We start from the raw sequence: 14,598 nt of genomic DNA on the forward strand, positions 1-14,598 counted from the left end.
AATTGATGTGGGGATAATAGCATTAAAGGGAGCAATTAAAGGAGGTATGATGGATAAAAAGTGTCCATATTGCGGTGGTTCTATCAACGAGGACAAATGCACTAATTGTGGTGCTATGGTTCCACCAGAAAGCCAATTAGATCCGGACGAAGCCCCTGCTTTCGAGCATATTCCGGGTGTTGGTGCTAACTGCGATGAAGATTCTCCATGGGAGAGGATGAAGGAACTCGGTTTCTTCCCCGCGCTCATCGATACAGTCAAGAAGATAATATTTGAAGCATCCACTTTCTTTGAAGGAATGCCGAAGCATGGTGGCTATGGTATGCCGCTTTTATATGCTATTATTTTCGGTGCAATTGGTGGGGTTATTGGGCAGCTTTGGTCTCTTCTCGCGCAATCTTTAAGTATAGCGCCACTTGCTATGTTTGGCCTTAGCGAGCAAGCAACAGCTATGTCCGGGCAGATGGCCTTTGGGTTTCTGGGATTCTTTCTAGGAATTATTATAGTACCGATAGCCGTGACTATCGGCACTTTTGTGCAAGCTGGGATTTATCATCTTATGTTAATGTTATTGGGCGGAGCCGAAGAGGATTTCGAAGTAACATTCCGCGTAGTAGCATATTCCAAAACAGCTGAAATTGCCAAGGTGGTGCCTATTGCCGGTTCTTTGGTGGCCACAATTTGGGGAATAATACTCTGTATTAATGGCCTTCGTGAAGCACATAACATAGAAAACAAAGTAGCTGTTTGGGCGGTTCTGCTTCCGATGATTGTGTGTTGTCTTTTCACTGGAGTTATTGTTATGATCTTCGGTGGGGCTATGTTAGCTGCTTTTAGTTCGATGGCTCGTGGTGGTTTATAAGAATTATGTGCACCCTATTCACGGAGTTTGGGTTTTAATAGCTCTTATTGCAGTAATAACTGCGAGGTTAATACTTCCTTATGTGCCGAATGAATTGATGTTCTGCCCATCATGGAAGTTTTTCGGGATTCGCTGTCCTGCCTGCGGATCAGGAACAGCATTGATGGAGTTATCTAATTTTCGATTGTTAGCGGCCATTTTGGCCAATCCGCTCTTTGTATTGGGGGGCTTAGCATTGCTTGTGTGGGGACTTATGGCCTTCGTTGGATATTCGATAGGTAGGCCTTTAAAAAAGTGGGCAACAACGCAGCAAAGAAAAGGTTTCCAGCGATACTTTATGATTGTTCTCTTAGCTTTGAATTGGATATATGAGGTATTTATTAGAGGGTGAATAGGGAGTAGTTTAGAATGTTCGTTTCAAGAATCGAATTTTAGTTTTGTGGGTAAGTAGTCAAGTATTAAAGAGTTTGGAGACTAATATGCCATATACATTTTTAAGCGCGAATTCAGCGGATGTTTTTGTGGCTGGATTTTGTGGTTTGGGGCTAATTTTCTATTTTTTGTTTATTGTCTTTTGTAGCCTCTTGAGCACTTTTTTAATGGTTCTAAAGATTCTCATGATAATCGATTGTGCGCGTAAAAGGTTCGAAAGCTCCACAGAACAAGCCATATGGTTGATTGTCAACCTTATTGTGCCTTTTGGTGCTGTTATTTACTGTTTTGTAGTTAAATACCCCGACTCGGAAAGCCCCGGCCTTTGCCCTAGGCCATCTAGCCTTTAAATTAGCGCTCAATAGGAATTTTAGCTAATCGCTCGGATATATTTTTCATTAAAAGTAAATCTGTCCCGTGTTCTCCAGAAAGCTCGAAGCGAAGCTCGAAGGGGTCTCTTCTGAAATCGGCCTTGAGTTTAAGTGGAGAGATTGCCCTATCAAATTCGGCAAGGGAGGGATTCCATCCATGCTTGAAAAGGAATATGCCCTTGCCCTTTTTGAGTATTATCTCTTTGAGGGGGAGTTTTATAGATGAAGCGGCAAGACGCATTTTAAGATAGGTTAATAGTCTAAGCACTTCGGGTGGCGCAGAACCAAAACGGTCGTGTATTTCCCCCTTGATTGCGGAGAGTTTTTTCTCGGAGGGAGCCATATAGAGTCGCTGATAGAACTCTATACGCATATTTGTGCTGGGCATATAATTTTTCGGAATGAAAAGGGGAACATCGACCTGTGTATTAACCGGATTAAAGTGTGGTGATGCTTCACCCTTTATTGTAGCTACTGCTTCGGAGAGCATTCGACTATAGAGATCGAGGCCTATTTCCTCTATAAAACCATGCTGTTGTGCTCCAAGTAGGTTTCCGGCTCCTCGAATCTCGAGGTCCCGCATAGCTAAAGCAAAACCAGATCCGAGATCTGAATGGTCGAGAAGTGCCTTAAGGCGCTTTTTTGCCTTGATAGACATCTTTTGATATGGGGGAGCTATCAAATAGCAGTAGGCTTGAGTATCCGAGCGCCCAACTCTTCCGCGAAGCTGATATAACTGCGCTACGCCGAATCGGTCAGCGCGGTTTATGAGTATAGTATTGACGTTTGGTATGTCTGTTCCGGATTCGATTATTGTTGTTGTTACGAGGACATCGAATTTCCCAGCTAGAAAATCCATAATAATGTCGGAAAGCTCGCCTTCTTTCATCTGTCCATGAGCAACAGCAAAACGAGCATTGGGGACTATTGTTCTGAGGTAATGTGCCATCGCCTCAATGCTGCCAACACGGTTATGCAGAAAATAGACCTGCCCTCCACGCTCTATTTCTAGATTAATATTCTCTGCGATTATCTTGCCGGAAAAAGGCACGACGCGGGTGTAGATGGGAAGTCTCTGAGCTGGGGGTGTATCTATCGTGCTCATATCGCGGACGCCCGCAAGGGCCATATACATAGTCCGAGGAATAGGTGTTGCAGTCATGGTGAGGACATCGATCTTAGCTCTCCACTGTTTGATGCGTTCTTTATGCTTCACGCCAAATCTTTGTTCCTCATCGATAATTAGGAGGCCAAGGTCTTTGAAATAGATATCCTTAGATAGAAGCCTATGTGTGGCAATTACTATATCGACAGAGCCATCGACTAGGCCGGCAAGGGTCTTTTTTTGCTGTTTAGGCTGACGGAATCTAGAGAGCATATCGATATTCACGGGTAAGTCTTCGAGCCTTTCCTTGAATGTTCTGTAATGTTGTTCTGCAAGAACTGTGGTAGGCACGAGAATAGCAACCTGTTTCCCGCCACGCGCTGCTTTAAACGCTGCACGTATCGCAACTTCAGTTTTCCCAAAACCGACATCACCAACAATAAGCCTATCCATAGGGCGTTCGCGTTCCATGTCTGAAATTACCTCTTCGATAACCTTTAGCTGGTCTTCGGTTTCATCATATATGAAAGAATCCGCCAGCGCATTTGATAAATCATCCTCTTTTGGTGATGTATAACCTTTTGCCATCTCGCGCATAGCGTAGAGCTGGACTAGTTCTCCGGCAAGGGCCATGATTCCCGCGCGTGCTTTGTCTTTTGCTTTTGTCCACGCGGCCCCACCGAGTTTTGCAAGGGGAACCGATTCGCCTCCAAGGTATTTTTGGACGAGATGAAAATCCTCGACTGGAACGAAAAGTTTCTCTTTATTAGTATAGAGAAGCACTAAGCACTCGGTCGAGAATCCACGGCTTTCTAGGGTTTCAGTTCCTAGGAAGCGTCCGATACCGTGATCTGTATGGACTACAAGATCGCCAGCAGCAAGACCGGTTGGAAGCGAATATATACTTCCTTCTCTATAATACTTCTGCGGGGCTTTTTTTCTTCGTTTACCGAAGATAGTCCAACCGGTGATTATGGCTTCTTTACTAAATTTGTGCTGGAAACCCGAGGAAATATTACCTGTAAATGCCGGAGCCTTTTCTGCCTCCTCTAGTATCTCCGGTAGTCTTTTAAGCTGAAACTCATTCTGGCAGAAGATGCTTATATTATAATCTTCGGCGCGAAGACGATCCATTCCCTTTCTGAATGCTACAGGTCCCTCGAAAGTCGATGGAACGGGTAGAAATCCCAGGTCTATCGATGATTCTTCGGTTGAGAACTGCCTTATAGGCATTAAATTGCATAAGCTCAGGCGCTTTTCAACGGCATCGGCATCGGGGGAAATTAATGTTGGCTCTATGTGTATCTCGCCTTCGCGCGTAAGTTCCCTGTGGTGTTTTATGGCCAAAGCTAAAAGGTCTTCAGCTTTGTTTAAGAGGTCCTCCGGTTCGTCACAGAGAATTATCGCATCATCAGGCAGGTGGTTTTCAATCCATCCGAATCTTGGCTCGAATATCGAGGACAACCACATGCTTCCCGGTAAATTGGGGTCGATGGACATACGGTCGATTATCTCCTCGATATGCACAGATGATAAATGACTTGTTATCTCCTTTACAAGCGAGTCACGAAGACTATTCGGATTTGAATTACCCCAAAAATCTTTCACCCACTCAACAGCAGGGGGAATTACAACTTTTTCGAGTTTAGAGCGGCTTCTCTGATTTTCCGCAGAGAAGGTGCGAATCGATTCTATCGAATCGCCGAAAAACTCTATCCTCACTGGGTCGCGATGGGTTGAAGTAAAAATATCCACGACATCGCCACGGCGTGAAACCGTTCCTAGAAACTCCACAAGTTCCTCGCGCTCGTAACCTATTGCAACGAGTTTATCGATTAGTTTTTCCGGCGCAAAATCTTCTCCAACACTGAGGTTTATTGTTTTTTCCAGTAAAGAGTTTGGCGCGATAGTTGGCAATAGAAATGATTTTGGTGAAGCAGATATTACTTTCGGATTACTGCGGTGTAATTTAAGAAGTGTGTTAAGTCTGGTTGCGACTAGCTCTTCAGATGGATGTCTGTGCTCATAAGCATTGATGTCCCATTCGGGGAAGCGAAGCACATTTTCATCTCCGAGAAGCTCAGCACAATCAGAATAGCGAGTATATATATCGTCGTTTGATATCCAGAGCACAGTTTTCCCAAGCTCGCGGACAAGATAGTCCGCGAGTATAGCTGAACCCAAACTGGAAGTTCCGATTATTTCCGGTAAATTTCCTTCCGAAACCATTTGCCTTAGGTTCTTGAATGGTTCCGAAAGCTGGATTTTCTTTCGAATTGCAGATATAGCCATATTTTTTCAAAAACTGATTTTGCCGACGGGCGATTTTCGCCCCCCGGCTGGTTTTAGATAATTTATGAAAATAGTGTTATATGTCTATAAAAAAATTCTTGGGTAAGAAGATGTATGAGATAAGATTGTGTTATATTTTCCTTTTAGTTGCACATCGTTACAGGATTTGCAGAAGAGTAGATCGCGTGCTATCGATCTTGATCTGTTATAAAGGGAGGCAAGAGATACCCGCTTTTGTGAGGATGGCAGGAGTGCTTTCCTACAATGAAGGCGGTCATTCAAGGGGCAACTTAACGAGAAATCTCGATGCACACAAAGAAGGCTTCTTCCTTCGTATAAAATGATATAATTAACAAAATATAACGACGATATTTACACTGTGCAAATTGTCTTAATAACTAATCCCTTTCTTATTTTGTTTGCATTTGGCGTAAAAATGCTTTAATTGTTTTAATAAATGTTCTGGAGGAATATGGCCTTTTATGAAGATGGACTAAAATTTTCGTGTAAGCGTTGTGGCGATTGTTGCAGGGGCATCAATGCCTATGTATGGCTATATCGCGGAGATATAGAGGCAATGGCTGAATTGCTCTCTATGAGTGTTGCAGATTTCAAGGCTAAATATACCGAAGTTTTCGAGAAATCGATGGTTTTGAAGAGCTTCCCAAATGGAGACTGCATTTTTTATAATGAAGATTCCGGCTGTAAAATTCATAAGGCAAGACCTATTCAATGTAGGGCTTTTCCGTTTTGGGCAGAATATTTGCGCAATCCCAGGTCGTGGGCGCTGGTTGCCAAACATTGTCCCGGGGTCGATTCGGGTGAGCTGCATTCAAAAGAGGAAATCGAGGATTATCTAAAAAAAATGGGTAGTTACTGATGAATTGGAATTCTGTTAAAGAGAATATTGTAAGCTGGATACGTCAATATATCGCTGAATCGAAAAGCGGTGGGGTTGTGCTCGGTCTCTCTGGTGGGCTCGATTCGGCTGTTACAGCAGCGTTGAGTGTCGAAGCGTTGGGAGCGGATTCGGTAGATATGATTGCTTTACCGTATCGAGTAAGCGATCCTTCGAGCCTCGATGATGCACGAAAGATATCCGAACATCTGGGCGGGAAACTCGAAGTATTTAATATATCTGCGCCAGTAGATGATATGATCAAACTTATGGGCGGTATCGATGAGCTTCAGCTTGGGAATATCACCGCAAGAATGCGTATGATAGTGCTTTATAACCTTTCTGCGAAACGTTGCAGGCTCGTTGCTGGGACCGGAAACCGCACTGAATCCTACCTTGGTTACTCGACGCTTTGGGGTGACATGGCATGCGCATTCACGCCTATCGGTGGATTGTTTAAGACGCAAGAGCGCAAATTAGCTCGTGAGTTGGGATTACCCGAATGGATAATAACAAAAACACCAACAGCCGATCTTTGGCATGGCCAAACAGATGAAGGAGAGCTGGGTATTACATACGAAATAGCGGATAAAATACTCTTCGCACATATCGAGAAAAGCGTTGATCGTGCTGAGTTATTGCAGATGGGTTTTTCATCGGACGAAATCGATCTTGTTCTGGATAGAATAATAAAATACAATTACAAAAGGAGAATGCCGGTATTCCCTTCGATAAAGAGATTACCACTTTAAATCATGAGTAAAAAAATTATATCTGAGCTTCTTCAGGCTGAATCTGACGCGATTACTAACCTTATTGGCAAGATCGAAGACCCATTAATACAAGCCGTAGAATTATGCACAACTTGCACTGGCAGGGTTATTGTTGTAGGTTTAGGAAAAAGCGGGCTTGTAGGCAGGAAAATAGCAGCAACTCTTGCCTCGACTGGGACTTCGAGCCTTTTTATTCATGCCGCCGAGGCTCTCCATGGTGATCTCGGGATGATAACCGCCAATGATTGTGTTATTCTAATAACAAAGAGTGGTTACACACCGGAAATCCAAAATCTTATTCCTCTTCTTAAAAGAATGGGTATCAAGATTGTAGCTATTACGGGCAATCCAAATTCACCAACCGCCGAAGAAGCCGACCTTGTTCTCAATATCGGAGTTTCTGCCGAAGCCGAACCCATTGGGATCGTGCCGACTACCTCGACTACTGCTACTATGGCGCTCGGCGACGCTCTCGCTATTGCTCTTATGGCACGTAAGGGATTCACTAAAGAGGATTTTGCAATGTTCCATCCAGCAGGGAACCTTGGAGTGCTGCTAAAGCGTGTCTTTGACGTTATGCGTTCTGGCGATTCCATGCCTATTGTAAGTGCGAATGCCACTGTTATGGAGGGTATTCTTGAAATGAGCGAGAAGCGGCTTGGTCATGTCCTTATTTCCGAAAGAGAAATTTTAATGGCCATATTCTCAGACGGCGACCTTCGTCGAGCGCTTCAAGCACACCCCAATGAGGATATTGTTTCACTTCCAATATCAACTTTTTCTACCACAAAACCGTTTATTATCGAGGCAAATGCCCTTGTCGGGGAGGCGGTTAGGTTGATGGAAACCAAGAAAATCACAGCACTTCCTGTGCTTTCAGAAGGGAAGTTGGTTGGGATAGTTCATCTTCATGATATACTCGAAACTCGGGTCGTGTAGATGTCTCTTAGGCGCGATCTTATACGCGACACCATGCTTTATGGTTTCGGTGATATTTTTACCAAGGCCATCGCTTTCCTGCTTATTCCACTTTATACAAATGCATTGCTTCCTGAGGAATACGGTATTTATCAGCTTATCGTGCTTTTTGTGACTGTTATGATGGTGCTTTCGATGAGTGGTATGAATGTAGCGCTTTTTAAGCACTTTGTGGTTACAAACGACCAACGTAAACGAAAAGAGCTATTCACGATAACTATAGTATGGGTTTTTTTTAGCTCTGTGGTTATAATCGGTTTATCGATGATCCTTTCGCGCCCTTTATCGAACTTACTTACGGGTAATCCCGGAAGGGGTGACCTAGTGGGGCTTGCCGCTCTTGGATCGAGTCTCGACACGGCATTACTTATTTTACTACTAATTTTCAGAATGGAGAAAAAGCCAATCGGTTATATCTCTTATTCTTTTGCGAAGATACTTCTTATTCTTGCGGGCAATTTCATTTTAGTGTGGCATATGGATATGGGAGTTGCCGGAATACTTATCGCGGGTATTATCGCTGATGTTATTATTCTGGCGCCGCTTCTTTATCGAGTAAGCTCGTATTTTGTATGGCCAATTTCAAAGAAGCTTCTAGCTTCATTATTATTTTGGGGAATTCCTTTTATACCTGCATCGTTGGCAACGGTTATTTTAACCTTATCGGATAGGCTTCTTTTAAGGTTTATGGAGGGCTTCGATTCAGCGGGGATTTATTCTGTGGGATACAAAATTGGCGGCGCTGTTTTGCTTTTATATACTGCCTTTAGGTTTGCATGGGGGCCTTATATGTTCGAGCTTGCGAAGGATAATGCAATCGCAAACCGGATATATCCTAAGGTTTTTAATTTATTATTCGCGTTTCTTGGCTTTGCTGCGCTTGGGCTTGTTACTTTTTCTACTGAAATCTTCCAATTATTTGTTGGCGAGCTTTATTATTCAGCGAGGCCGGTGTTGATACCTATTTCATTAGCAGTGTTGTTCGATGCCTCCTCTCTTTTCTTTGGTGCCGCTTTTCAAACGCGCGACCGCACCATATATATTCCGGTTATAACCGGTCTTGCGGCACTTTCGAATATTTTACTAAATGTAATTTTAATACCTCAATACGGTTTCATAGGGGCGGCGTGGGCGACTTTGGCTTCCTATATCGCACTGGCATATATGAATTTCCGCGTGGCAAATCCATTCATGCCTGTCAAATATTCATGGGGGAGAATATTCTCCATTCTCGCGATTGTAAGTATCGGTATGGTTACTGTGTGGTTTGTCGAGCCGGTATTAATAAGGCTAGCAATATTCCTCGTATTTTCGGTGCTTATTCTCTTCTGCTTGGATGAGAAACCATGGAGTAGGTTCAAATTAAATAAGGAAATGTCCATTAATCCGGATTCAAATAACGCAGGGGGATTTAATACTACTGATAATGGATAATACAGGGAATATAGAATCTAATAAAAGACACGGATACACAGATAAAGCCATCTCGGGTGGTTTCTGGATTATGGCTGTGCGGATTACTCAGAAAACTCTGGGTTTTCTAAGGACTATTATTCTCGCCCGTTTTTTAGCTCCAAACGATTTCGGACTGATGGGTATAGCTCTTCTCGCTCTTTCGACTATAGAATTATTTTCTACAACAGGCTTTAGATCGAAACTTATCCAAAAAACAGGCGAAACCCGCGATTATCTCGATACAGCTTGGACACTCGAACTTATTCGTGAGATTGGTATCGCGATAATACTTCTGATGGCCGCAAAACCAATAGCGATATTCTTCGGGAATCCAGCTGCAGTCCACGTTATAAGGACTCTCGCCCTCGCCAATTTTGTCTGGGGCTTCAACAACATCGGGACTGTCCTATGGCGAAAGAGCCTAAATTTAAAAAAGGAGTTTGTGTGGCAATTATCAGGAGGAATATGTGATTTTGGGGTTGCAGTAGTCTTAGCATTTCTCTGGAAGGATGTCCGAGCTCTGGTCTATGGCTTTCTTGCTGGCCAAACTGTGCGTGTAATAATGGGTTATATTCTTTGTGATTATAGGCCGAAAATCGCTCTAGATATTGAAAAAGCGAAGGAATTATTTTCTTTTGGGAAATGGGTGCTTCTATCCAGCATCGTTGTTTTTCTCTCGACACAGGGCGATGATATTCTGCTTGGCAAGATAATGGGTGTGACAGCTTTGGGTTTTTATCAAATGGCCTATAAGATATCGAATCTCACCACCACAGAGATAACTCATTCAATATCTTTGGTGGCATTGCCAGTATATAGTAAGATTCAAAATGAATTGCCTCGACTGCGTGATGGTTTTTTCAGAACACTGAGACTTACACTTACAGTCTCTGTTCCGATGACGATTTTAATAATCGTATTGATGCCCGATTTTGTTGTTGTTATATTGGGAACAAAGTGGAACCCCGTGATTTTCCCTGCTCAAATTCTCGCTTTAAGTGGATTTATCAGGTCTGTAATGGCTTCTTTTGGCCCGGTTTTCGTTGCTATTGGAAAGCCTAGATACGATTTCGAAATGAACCTTATTCGCTTAGGAATATTGGCCCTTACAATTTATCCACTAATGGCGACATGGGGAATAGAAGGTGCCTCGATATCCGTTTTAATTAGCCATCTTTTGCCCTTGCCTTTTTCCTATATGAAATTAAAAGGTCTTTTCCAAATCGGGATGAAGGATGTATTTTCCAATACTTTTCCAACTCTATTGTCAGCTGCATTTACTGTAGCGATTTATTTTCTTATTGGACCTTTTTTACCCTCTGGTAATTTTCAAGGGCTTATAATCAAAGCTCTGGTTGTATCGGTTTCATTCGCGATTATTCTTTTATTAATTGACAGAATCATGCAACTAAACTACCTTAGTGATATAAAAACTATGGCAAAAAAACTCGGAGCGAAATTTGGAAAACGACAATCGATATAGCTTTAATTATGATTCCAAAGAAAGGTTTATTTCTTATTGGCATCAAATACACGAGATTTTAACGACGAATCCCCAAAATGTTCTCGAAGTAGGCATCGGCAATGGATTTGTTTCGGAATATCTCATCAAAAATGGTGTCAATATAACAACAGTCGATCTTGAACAAAGACTCGAACCCGATGTTGTAGGGGATATACACTCCTTACCTTTTGCCGATTCCTCTTTCGATGCGGTATCTGCTTTTCAAGTTCTCGAACATCTGCCATTCGACGATTTTCAAAAGGGGATTGCCGAATTAGCTAGGATATCGAGAAGCCATGTTTTAATCTCGCTTCCACATGGAAGACGCTATGGTAATTATAAGCTTCCGCGAATAGGTGAGGTGCTCTTTCCTAAACTCACCGGAAGATGGCATCTTTTAAGTAAGGAACATTTTTGGGAACTAGATTATCCCGGGTATAAGTTAAAAACCGTTATCGGGAAAATCGAATCGTGTGGGCTAAATGTTGAGAAGACCTATAGGATATTCGAGAATCCCTATCATAGGATTTTCGTTTTACGGGAAAAGAAATGAGTGTCAACAACTTGCCATTTGTTAGCGTTATTATTCCAGTATATAATTTTGAAAAATATATTGCAAAGTGCATCGACCCTTTGCTTAACCAGGAATATCCAAAAGAGTCATTCGAGATAATCGTTGTCGATAATGGCTCAACCGATGCAACCCCCGAAATAGTCCAGCGTTACGAGAAAGTCCGTCTTCTATATGAGCGCGAGGTTCAATCAAGTTATGCCGCTCGGAATACCGGGATTAAAAAAGCGAAGGGGCAAGTTATCGCGCTTATCGATGCCGATTGTATTCCTGAAAAGCAATGGATAAGTGAGGGAGTTAAAACGCTCCTTGAATCTGGGACCGACCTCGTGGGCGGACCTGTTAAATTTTTCTATGGAAAAATGACTGCTGCCGAACTTGTGGACTCGTATTCTCATTTTAACAATGAATCTCTTATAGGAAAAAAGCGCGCCGCTCTTTCCGGTAATCTTTTCGTGCATAAAAGAGTATTTGAAGAATATGGCCTATTCCCTCAAGACTCTAAATCAGGTGCGGATTACAGGTTTTCAAACGGCGTCTTGAAAGCTGGATATACGATAGGTTTTTCGGATAACGCTATCGTTTGGCATCCTACCAGAACTTTCTGGTCTTTGATAAAGAAGGTCCACAGAACCGGTATTGGAATGCCGAAGGCTATTATTCAGAACGGCGAGCGGATTTCGATATGGATATCATTTAGGCGGTTTTGTAAGGACCTTCTTATTCCTAAGAAGCCTTTTTACTATAGGGAATGGGCTAAACGACAGGACTTAAAGCTAAGCTCAGTGAAACTTTTAAGAATGGATTTCGTTTTATGGGCAACGACTGTTTCTCATAAATTGGGTATTCTGATCGAGACTTTTCGATTAAAAAAGAGGGGCGAGATTTGAAGCGAATAGCCATAATCCACGCGGAACCCTACCCCGAGGAAAGCAGGCTTAAAAAAGAAACAGAAGCCCTTGTTTCCTGTGGATACCATGTGTTTATTTTCTGTATGCATCGTAAAAGCGAGGCTTTGAAAGAGGTTATTCAAGATAATCTAGAAATTGTTAGATACTCGATTTACGACAATCCCATTATTCGAAAACTCGATACCTTGCTTTTCTCTTTTTCTTATAATCGCCCTTTTTTGAAGCGAGCGTTGGATAAATTCATCGAGAAAAAAAATATTGAGGTTCTTCATGTGGTGAATCTTCCGCTTGCAGAAATATGCCTAGAGTCAGCTCGAAAACATAATATTCCTGTCGTTTTAGATTTCTACGAGAATTATCCATATGCAATTCAAACATGGAGGGAAAGAACAAAGTTTCTCGACTTTATAAAGAAACCATTTAAAGGTCTCGATAGATGGCTTAGATATGAGGCGCGGACGGTGAGGGATTTCGACGCCACGCTTGTCGATAGTGTTGAGTTTCGCGAAAGACTTATATCGTTAGGACTTCCGGAAAGCAAGATACACGTCGTTCAGAACACTATCGATATCGATCGGTTCGATCCACCGGATCCTGCTTTCGCCGAAAAATACAAGGATAAATTTGTGATTTTATATCTCGGTGTCGTTTCCCTCGACAAGGGCATCTCTATTGCTCTCGAAGCTTTTCCGAGGATATTAAAAGAAATTCCCAATGCGATTCTGATGGTTGTTGGGGCTGGTTTTCAGCGGGATATCCATGAGCTAAAATTGCGAGCCAAGGAACTAGGAGTGGAAAATAATACGCTGATTATGGATAGAGTTCCTCATAAGGAGATATTTACAATTCTTTCAGCCGGAGATTTAGCATTATTACACCTAAGGGACAATGTTAATTACAACGCTTCGAGTCCACATAAGCTTTTCGAGTATATGGCCGCAGGGCTTCCGATTATATGCAGTCCATCCGAATCGGTGGCCCGAATTGTGTGTGAAATCGGATGTGGTGTTGTTGTGGGATTCGACCCGAGAGATTTTGCAAGCGCAGTTATTGAGCTTGCGAAGAATAACGAAAAGCGCAAAGCGATGGGAATCGCCGGCAAGAATGTCGTGCGGGAAAAATATAATTGGTCTGTCGATGCAAAGGTTTTAAGTAATGTTTATAAAGACATTTCTTAATAGATGAGTTATTTTGTTAGAGAGTAAAAAAATAAGCGTGATCATAGCTGCCGGCCGAGCCGAAAGACAGGCTAATGTTAGATTACTTATTAAAATTCTTCTATCGGGTTCGTTAATTCCAGACGAATTCATCATTGTGGAGGGAGTGAGCCCTAATTCTATGGCGCGGAACGTGGGTGTTGAACATTCCAATGGCGATATTCTCGTTTTCATTGATGACGATGCTATAATATCCGACTCTAATGTTTTAGAAAATGTGATAGATACTCTTCTGGAGAATGAAACAATCGGCATAGTCGGAACATCACAGGATATCCCTTTAGATGTTGAGTTCTTCCAGAGAGAATACCGCCGAGAGTTTGCCCGAACGCATTCGCCGGTGGTCGATAAAGCAGTCGAAAGTGATATGGCAACTACTCTTTTCTGTGCTGTTCATCGCAGAGATTTCGATTCGATTGGTGGTTTTGACAATACGCTCGTTGCAGGTGTGGATAACCTATTTAGGCATCGAATGAGGTCTATCGGCAAGAAGGTGGTTGTTGCGCCCAATACGCTTGTTTATCACCCTCTTCCGAAAAACTGGGGGGAATTCTATCGGCGCGAAAAATGGTATGGTGGTGCACGGGCTATACTCGCGAAACGTCAAGATATTCCGTTCGAGGGCGTTCGGTTATTGTCCAAAGGGAAGGCGGTTGTTTATCTCATCTTGCAATGGAGTTTATTTCCGGTGAGATTTTTTGTCGGTGGTCCGACTGGTCACAGATTCGGGTTTTGGCCTCTTAGGGCGGTTGGACATTTTATAAACGCCACGAGTTATGTGTTTTCGGTAATTAGAGGAGGTGGCTAATGAAAATTGCTATCGACTGTTCTCCGCTTGCAAAAACCCGCACTGGAATTGGCACATACACTTTTAATCTGATTAAGTCACTTTCAAAAATAGATAGCGAAAATGAATATTATCTTTTCGCACATAGGAATTTTGATTTTGGTGCAGAGTTAGCTTCCAATTTTATTCAGATCAAACCTAAGAGAGAATTTACCCGCTCGACACCATGGTTGTTTCGTTCGCTTCCGAAAGAACTTAGACGGAATAAAATAGATATTTTTCACGGCACGAATTTTCTTATTCCGCCGAATTCAGGTTGTAAAACTATCTCTACAGTTCATGATTTGTCCAGTCTTACAATGCCTTCGAGGCATTCATTTTTGCATAAAATTTCGCATAGCCTTTTTTTAAAAAGTTCGCTCAAACGCGCTGATAGGCTAAT

The 14,598-nt window shown here is 42.5% G+C and carries 15 protein-coding genes; 14 read left to right on the forward strand and 1 reads right to left on the reverse strand.

What is annotated here, in order from left to right:
• Positions 1-49 precede the first annotated feature (49 nt).
• The 3 genes from KAH81_00090 (at position 50) to KAH81_00100 (ending at position 1,644) form a co-directional block, all read left to right on the forward strand.
• Positions 50-862, forward strand: a complete 813-nt coding sequence (locus tag KAH81_00090; GenBank protein ID MCK5832048.1) for a YIP1 family protein — start codon at positions 50-52, stop codon at positions 860-862.
• A 7-nt stretch (positions 863-869) separates the two neighbouring features.
• Positions 870-1,253: a DUF2752 domain-containing protein gene (locus tag KAH81_00095; GenBank protein MCK5832049.1), complete on the forward strand. Its 384-nt coding sequence runs from the start codon at positions 870-872 to the stop codon at positions 1,251-1,253.
• An 88-nt stretch (positions 1,254-1,341) separates the two neighbouring features.
• Complete coding sequence (locus tag KAH81_00100; GenBank protein MCK5832050.1) at positions 1,342-1,644, forward strand: PLDc N-terminal domain-containing protein; 303 nt, start codon at positions 1,342-1,344, stop codon at positions 1,642-1,644.
• Between the two features lies 1 nt (position 1,645).
• Here KAH81_00100 and mfd read toward each other — a convergent pair whose 3' ends face one another.
• Positions 1,646-5,062: a transcription-repair coupling factor gene (gene mfd, locus KAH81_00105; GenBank protein ID MCK5832051.1), complete on the reverse strand. Its 3,417-nt coding sequence runs from the start codon at positions 5,060-5,062 to the stop codon at positions 1,646-1,648.
• A gap of 80 nt (positions 5,063-5,142) precedes the next feature.
• Here mfd and KAH81_00110 point away from each other — a divergent pair, with 80 nt between their 5' ends.
• The 11 genes from KAH81_00110 to KAH81_00160 all read left to right on the forward strand — a co-directional run.
• On the forward strand, positions 5,143-5,406 hold the full coding sequence (locus KAH81_00110; GenBank protein MCK5832052.1) for a hypothetical protein: 264 nt from the start codon (positions 5,143-5,145) through the stop codon (positions 5,404-5,406).
• A 128-nt stretch (positions 5,407-5,534) separates the two neighbouring features.
• Positions 5,535-5,942, forward strand: a complete 408-nt coding sequence (locus KAH81_00115; GenBank protein ID MCK5832053.1) for a YkgJ family cysteine cluster protein — start codon at positions 5,535-5,537, stop codon at positions 5,940-5,942.
• Positions 5,942-6,712, forward strand: a complete 771-nt coding sequence (locus KAH81_00120) for an NAD+ synthase (GenBank protein ID MCK5832054.1) — start codon at positions 5,942-5,944, stop codon at positions 6,710-6,712. The genes KAH81_00115 and KAH81_00120 overlap by 1 nt, the downstream gene beginning before the upstream one ends.
• Before the next feature lie 3 nt (positions 6,713-6,715).
• A complete protein-coding gene (locus tag KAH81_00125; GenBank protein MCK5832055.1) occupies positions 6,716-7,672 on the forward strand; it encodes a KpsF/GutQ family sugar-phosphate isomerase in 957 nt (318 codons plus the stop codon).
• Positions 7,673-9,145 carry an oligosaccharide flippase family protein gene (locus KAH81_00130; GenBank protein ID MCK5832056.1) on the forward strand — a complete coding sequence of 491 codons (1,473 nt, stop codon included), beginning with the start codon at positions 7,673-7,675 and terminating at the stop codon, positions 9,143-9,145. It abuts the gene before it with no gap.
• Positions 9,138-10,649, forward strand: a complete 1,512-nt coding sequence (locus KAH81_00135) for a lipopolysaccharide biosynthesis protein (protein MCK5832057.1) — start codon at positions 9,138-9,140, stop codon at positions 10,647-10,649. Before KAH81_00130 ends, KAH81_00135 begins: the two co-directional genes overlap by 8 nt.
• The gene (locus tag KAH81_00140; GenBank protein ID MCK5832058.1) at positions 10,627-11,223 is read left to right on the forward strand and encodes a class I SAM-dependent methyltransferase; all 597 of its coding nucleotides are present in this window, start codon (positions 10,627-10,629) and stop codon (positions 11,221-11,223) included. Before KAH81_00135 ends, KAH81_00140 begins: the two co-directional genes overlap by 23 nt.
• Complete coding sequence (locus KAH81_00145) at positions 11,220-12,131, forward strand: glycosyltransferase (protein ID MCK5832059.1); 912 nt, start codon at positions 11,220-11,222, stop codon at positions 12,129-12,131. Before KAH81_00140 ends, KAH81_00145 begins: the two co-directional genes overlap by 4 nt.
• Positions 12,128-13,330, forward strand: coding sequence for a glycosyltransferase family 4 protein (locus KAH81_00150; protein ID MCK5832060.1), 1,203 nt, complete (start codon positions 12,128-12,130; stop codon positions 13,328-13,330). Before KAH81_00145 ends, KAH81_00150 begins: the two co-directional genes overlap by 4 nt.
• Positions 13,331-13,343: 13 nt before the next feature.
• Complete coding sequence (locus KAH81_00155) at positions 13,344-14,177, forward strand: glycosyltransferase (GenBank protein ID MCK5832061.1); 834 nt, start codon at positions 13,344-13,346, stop codon at positions 14,175-14,177.
• On the forward strand, positions 14,177-14,598 hold a 422-nt coding region (locus KAH81_00160), incomplete at its 3' end, for a glycosyltransferase (protein ID MCK5832062.1). The genes KAH81_00155 and KAH81_00160, both read left to right, overlap by 1 nt.

The organism is bacterium (genome assembly GCA_023145965.1).
Lineage (GTDB): Bacteria > UBP14 > UBA6098 > UBA6098 > UBA6098 > UBA6098.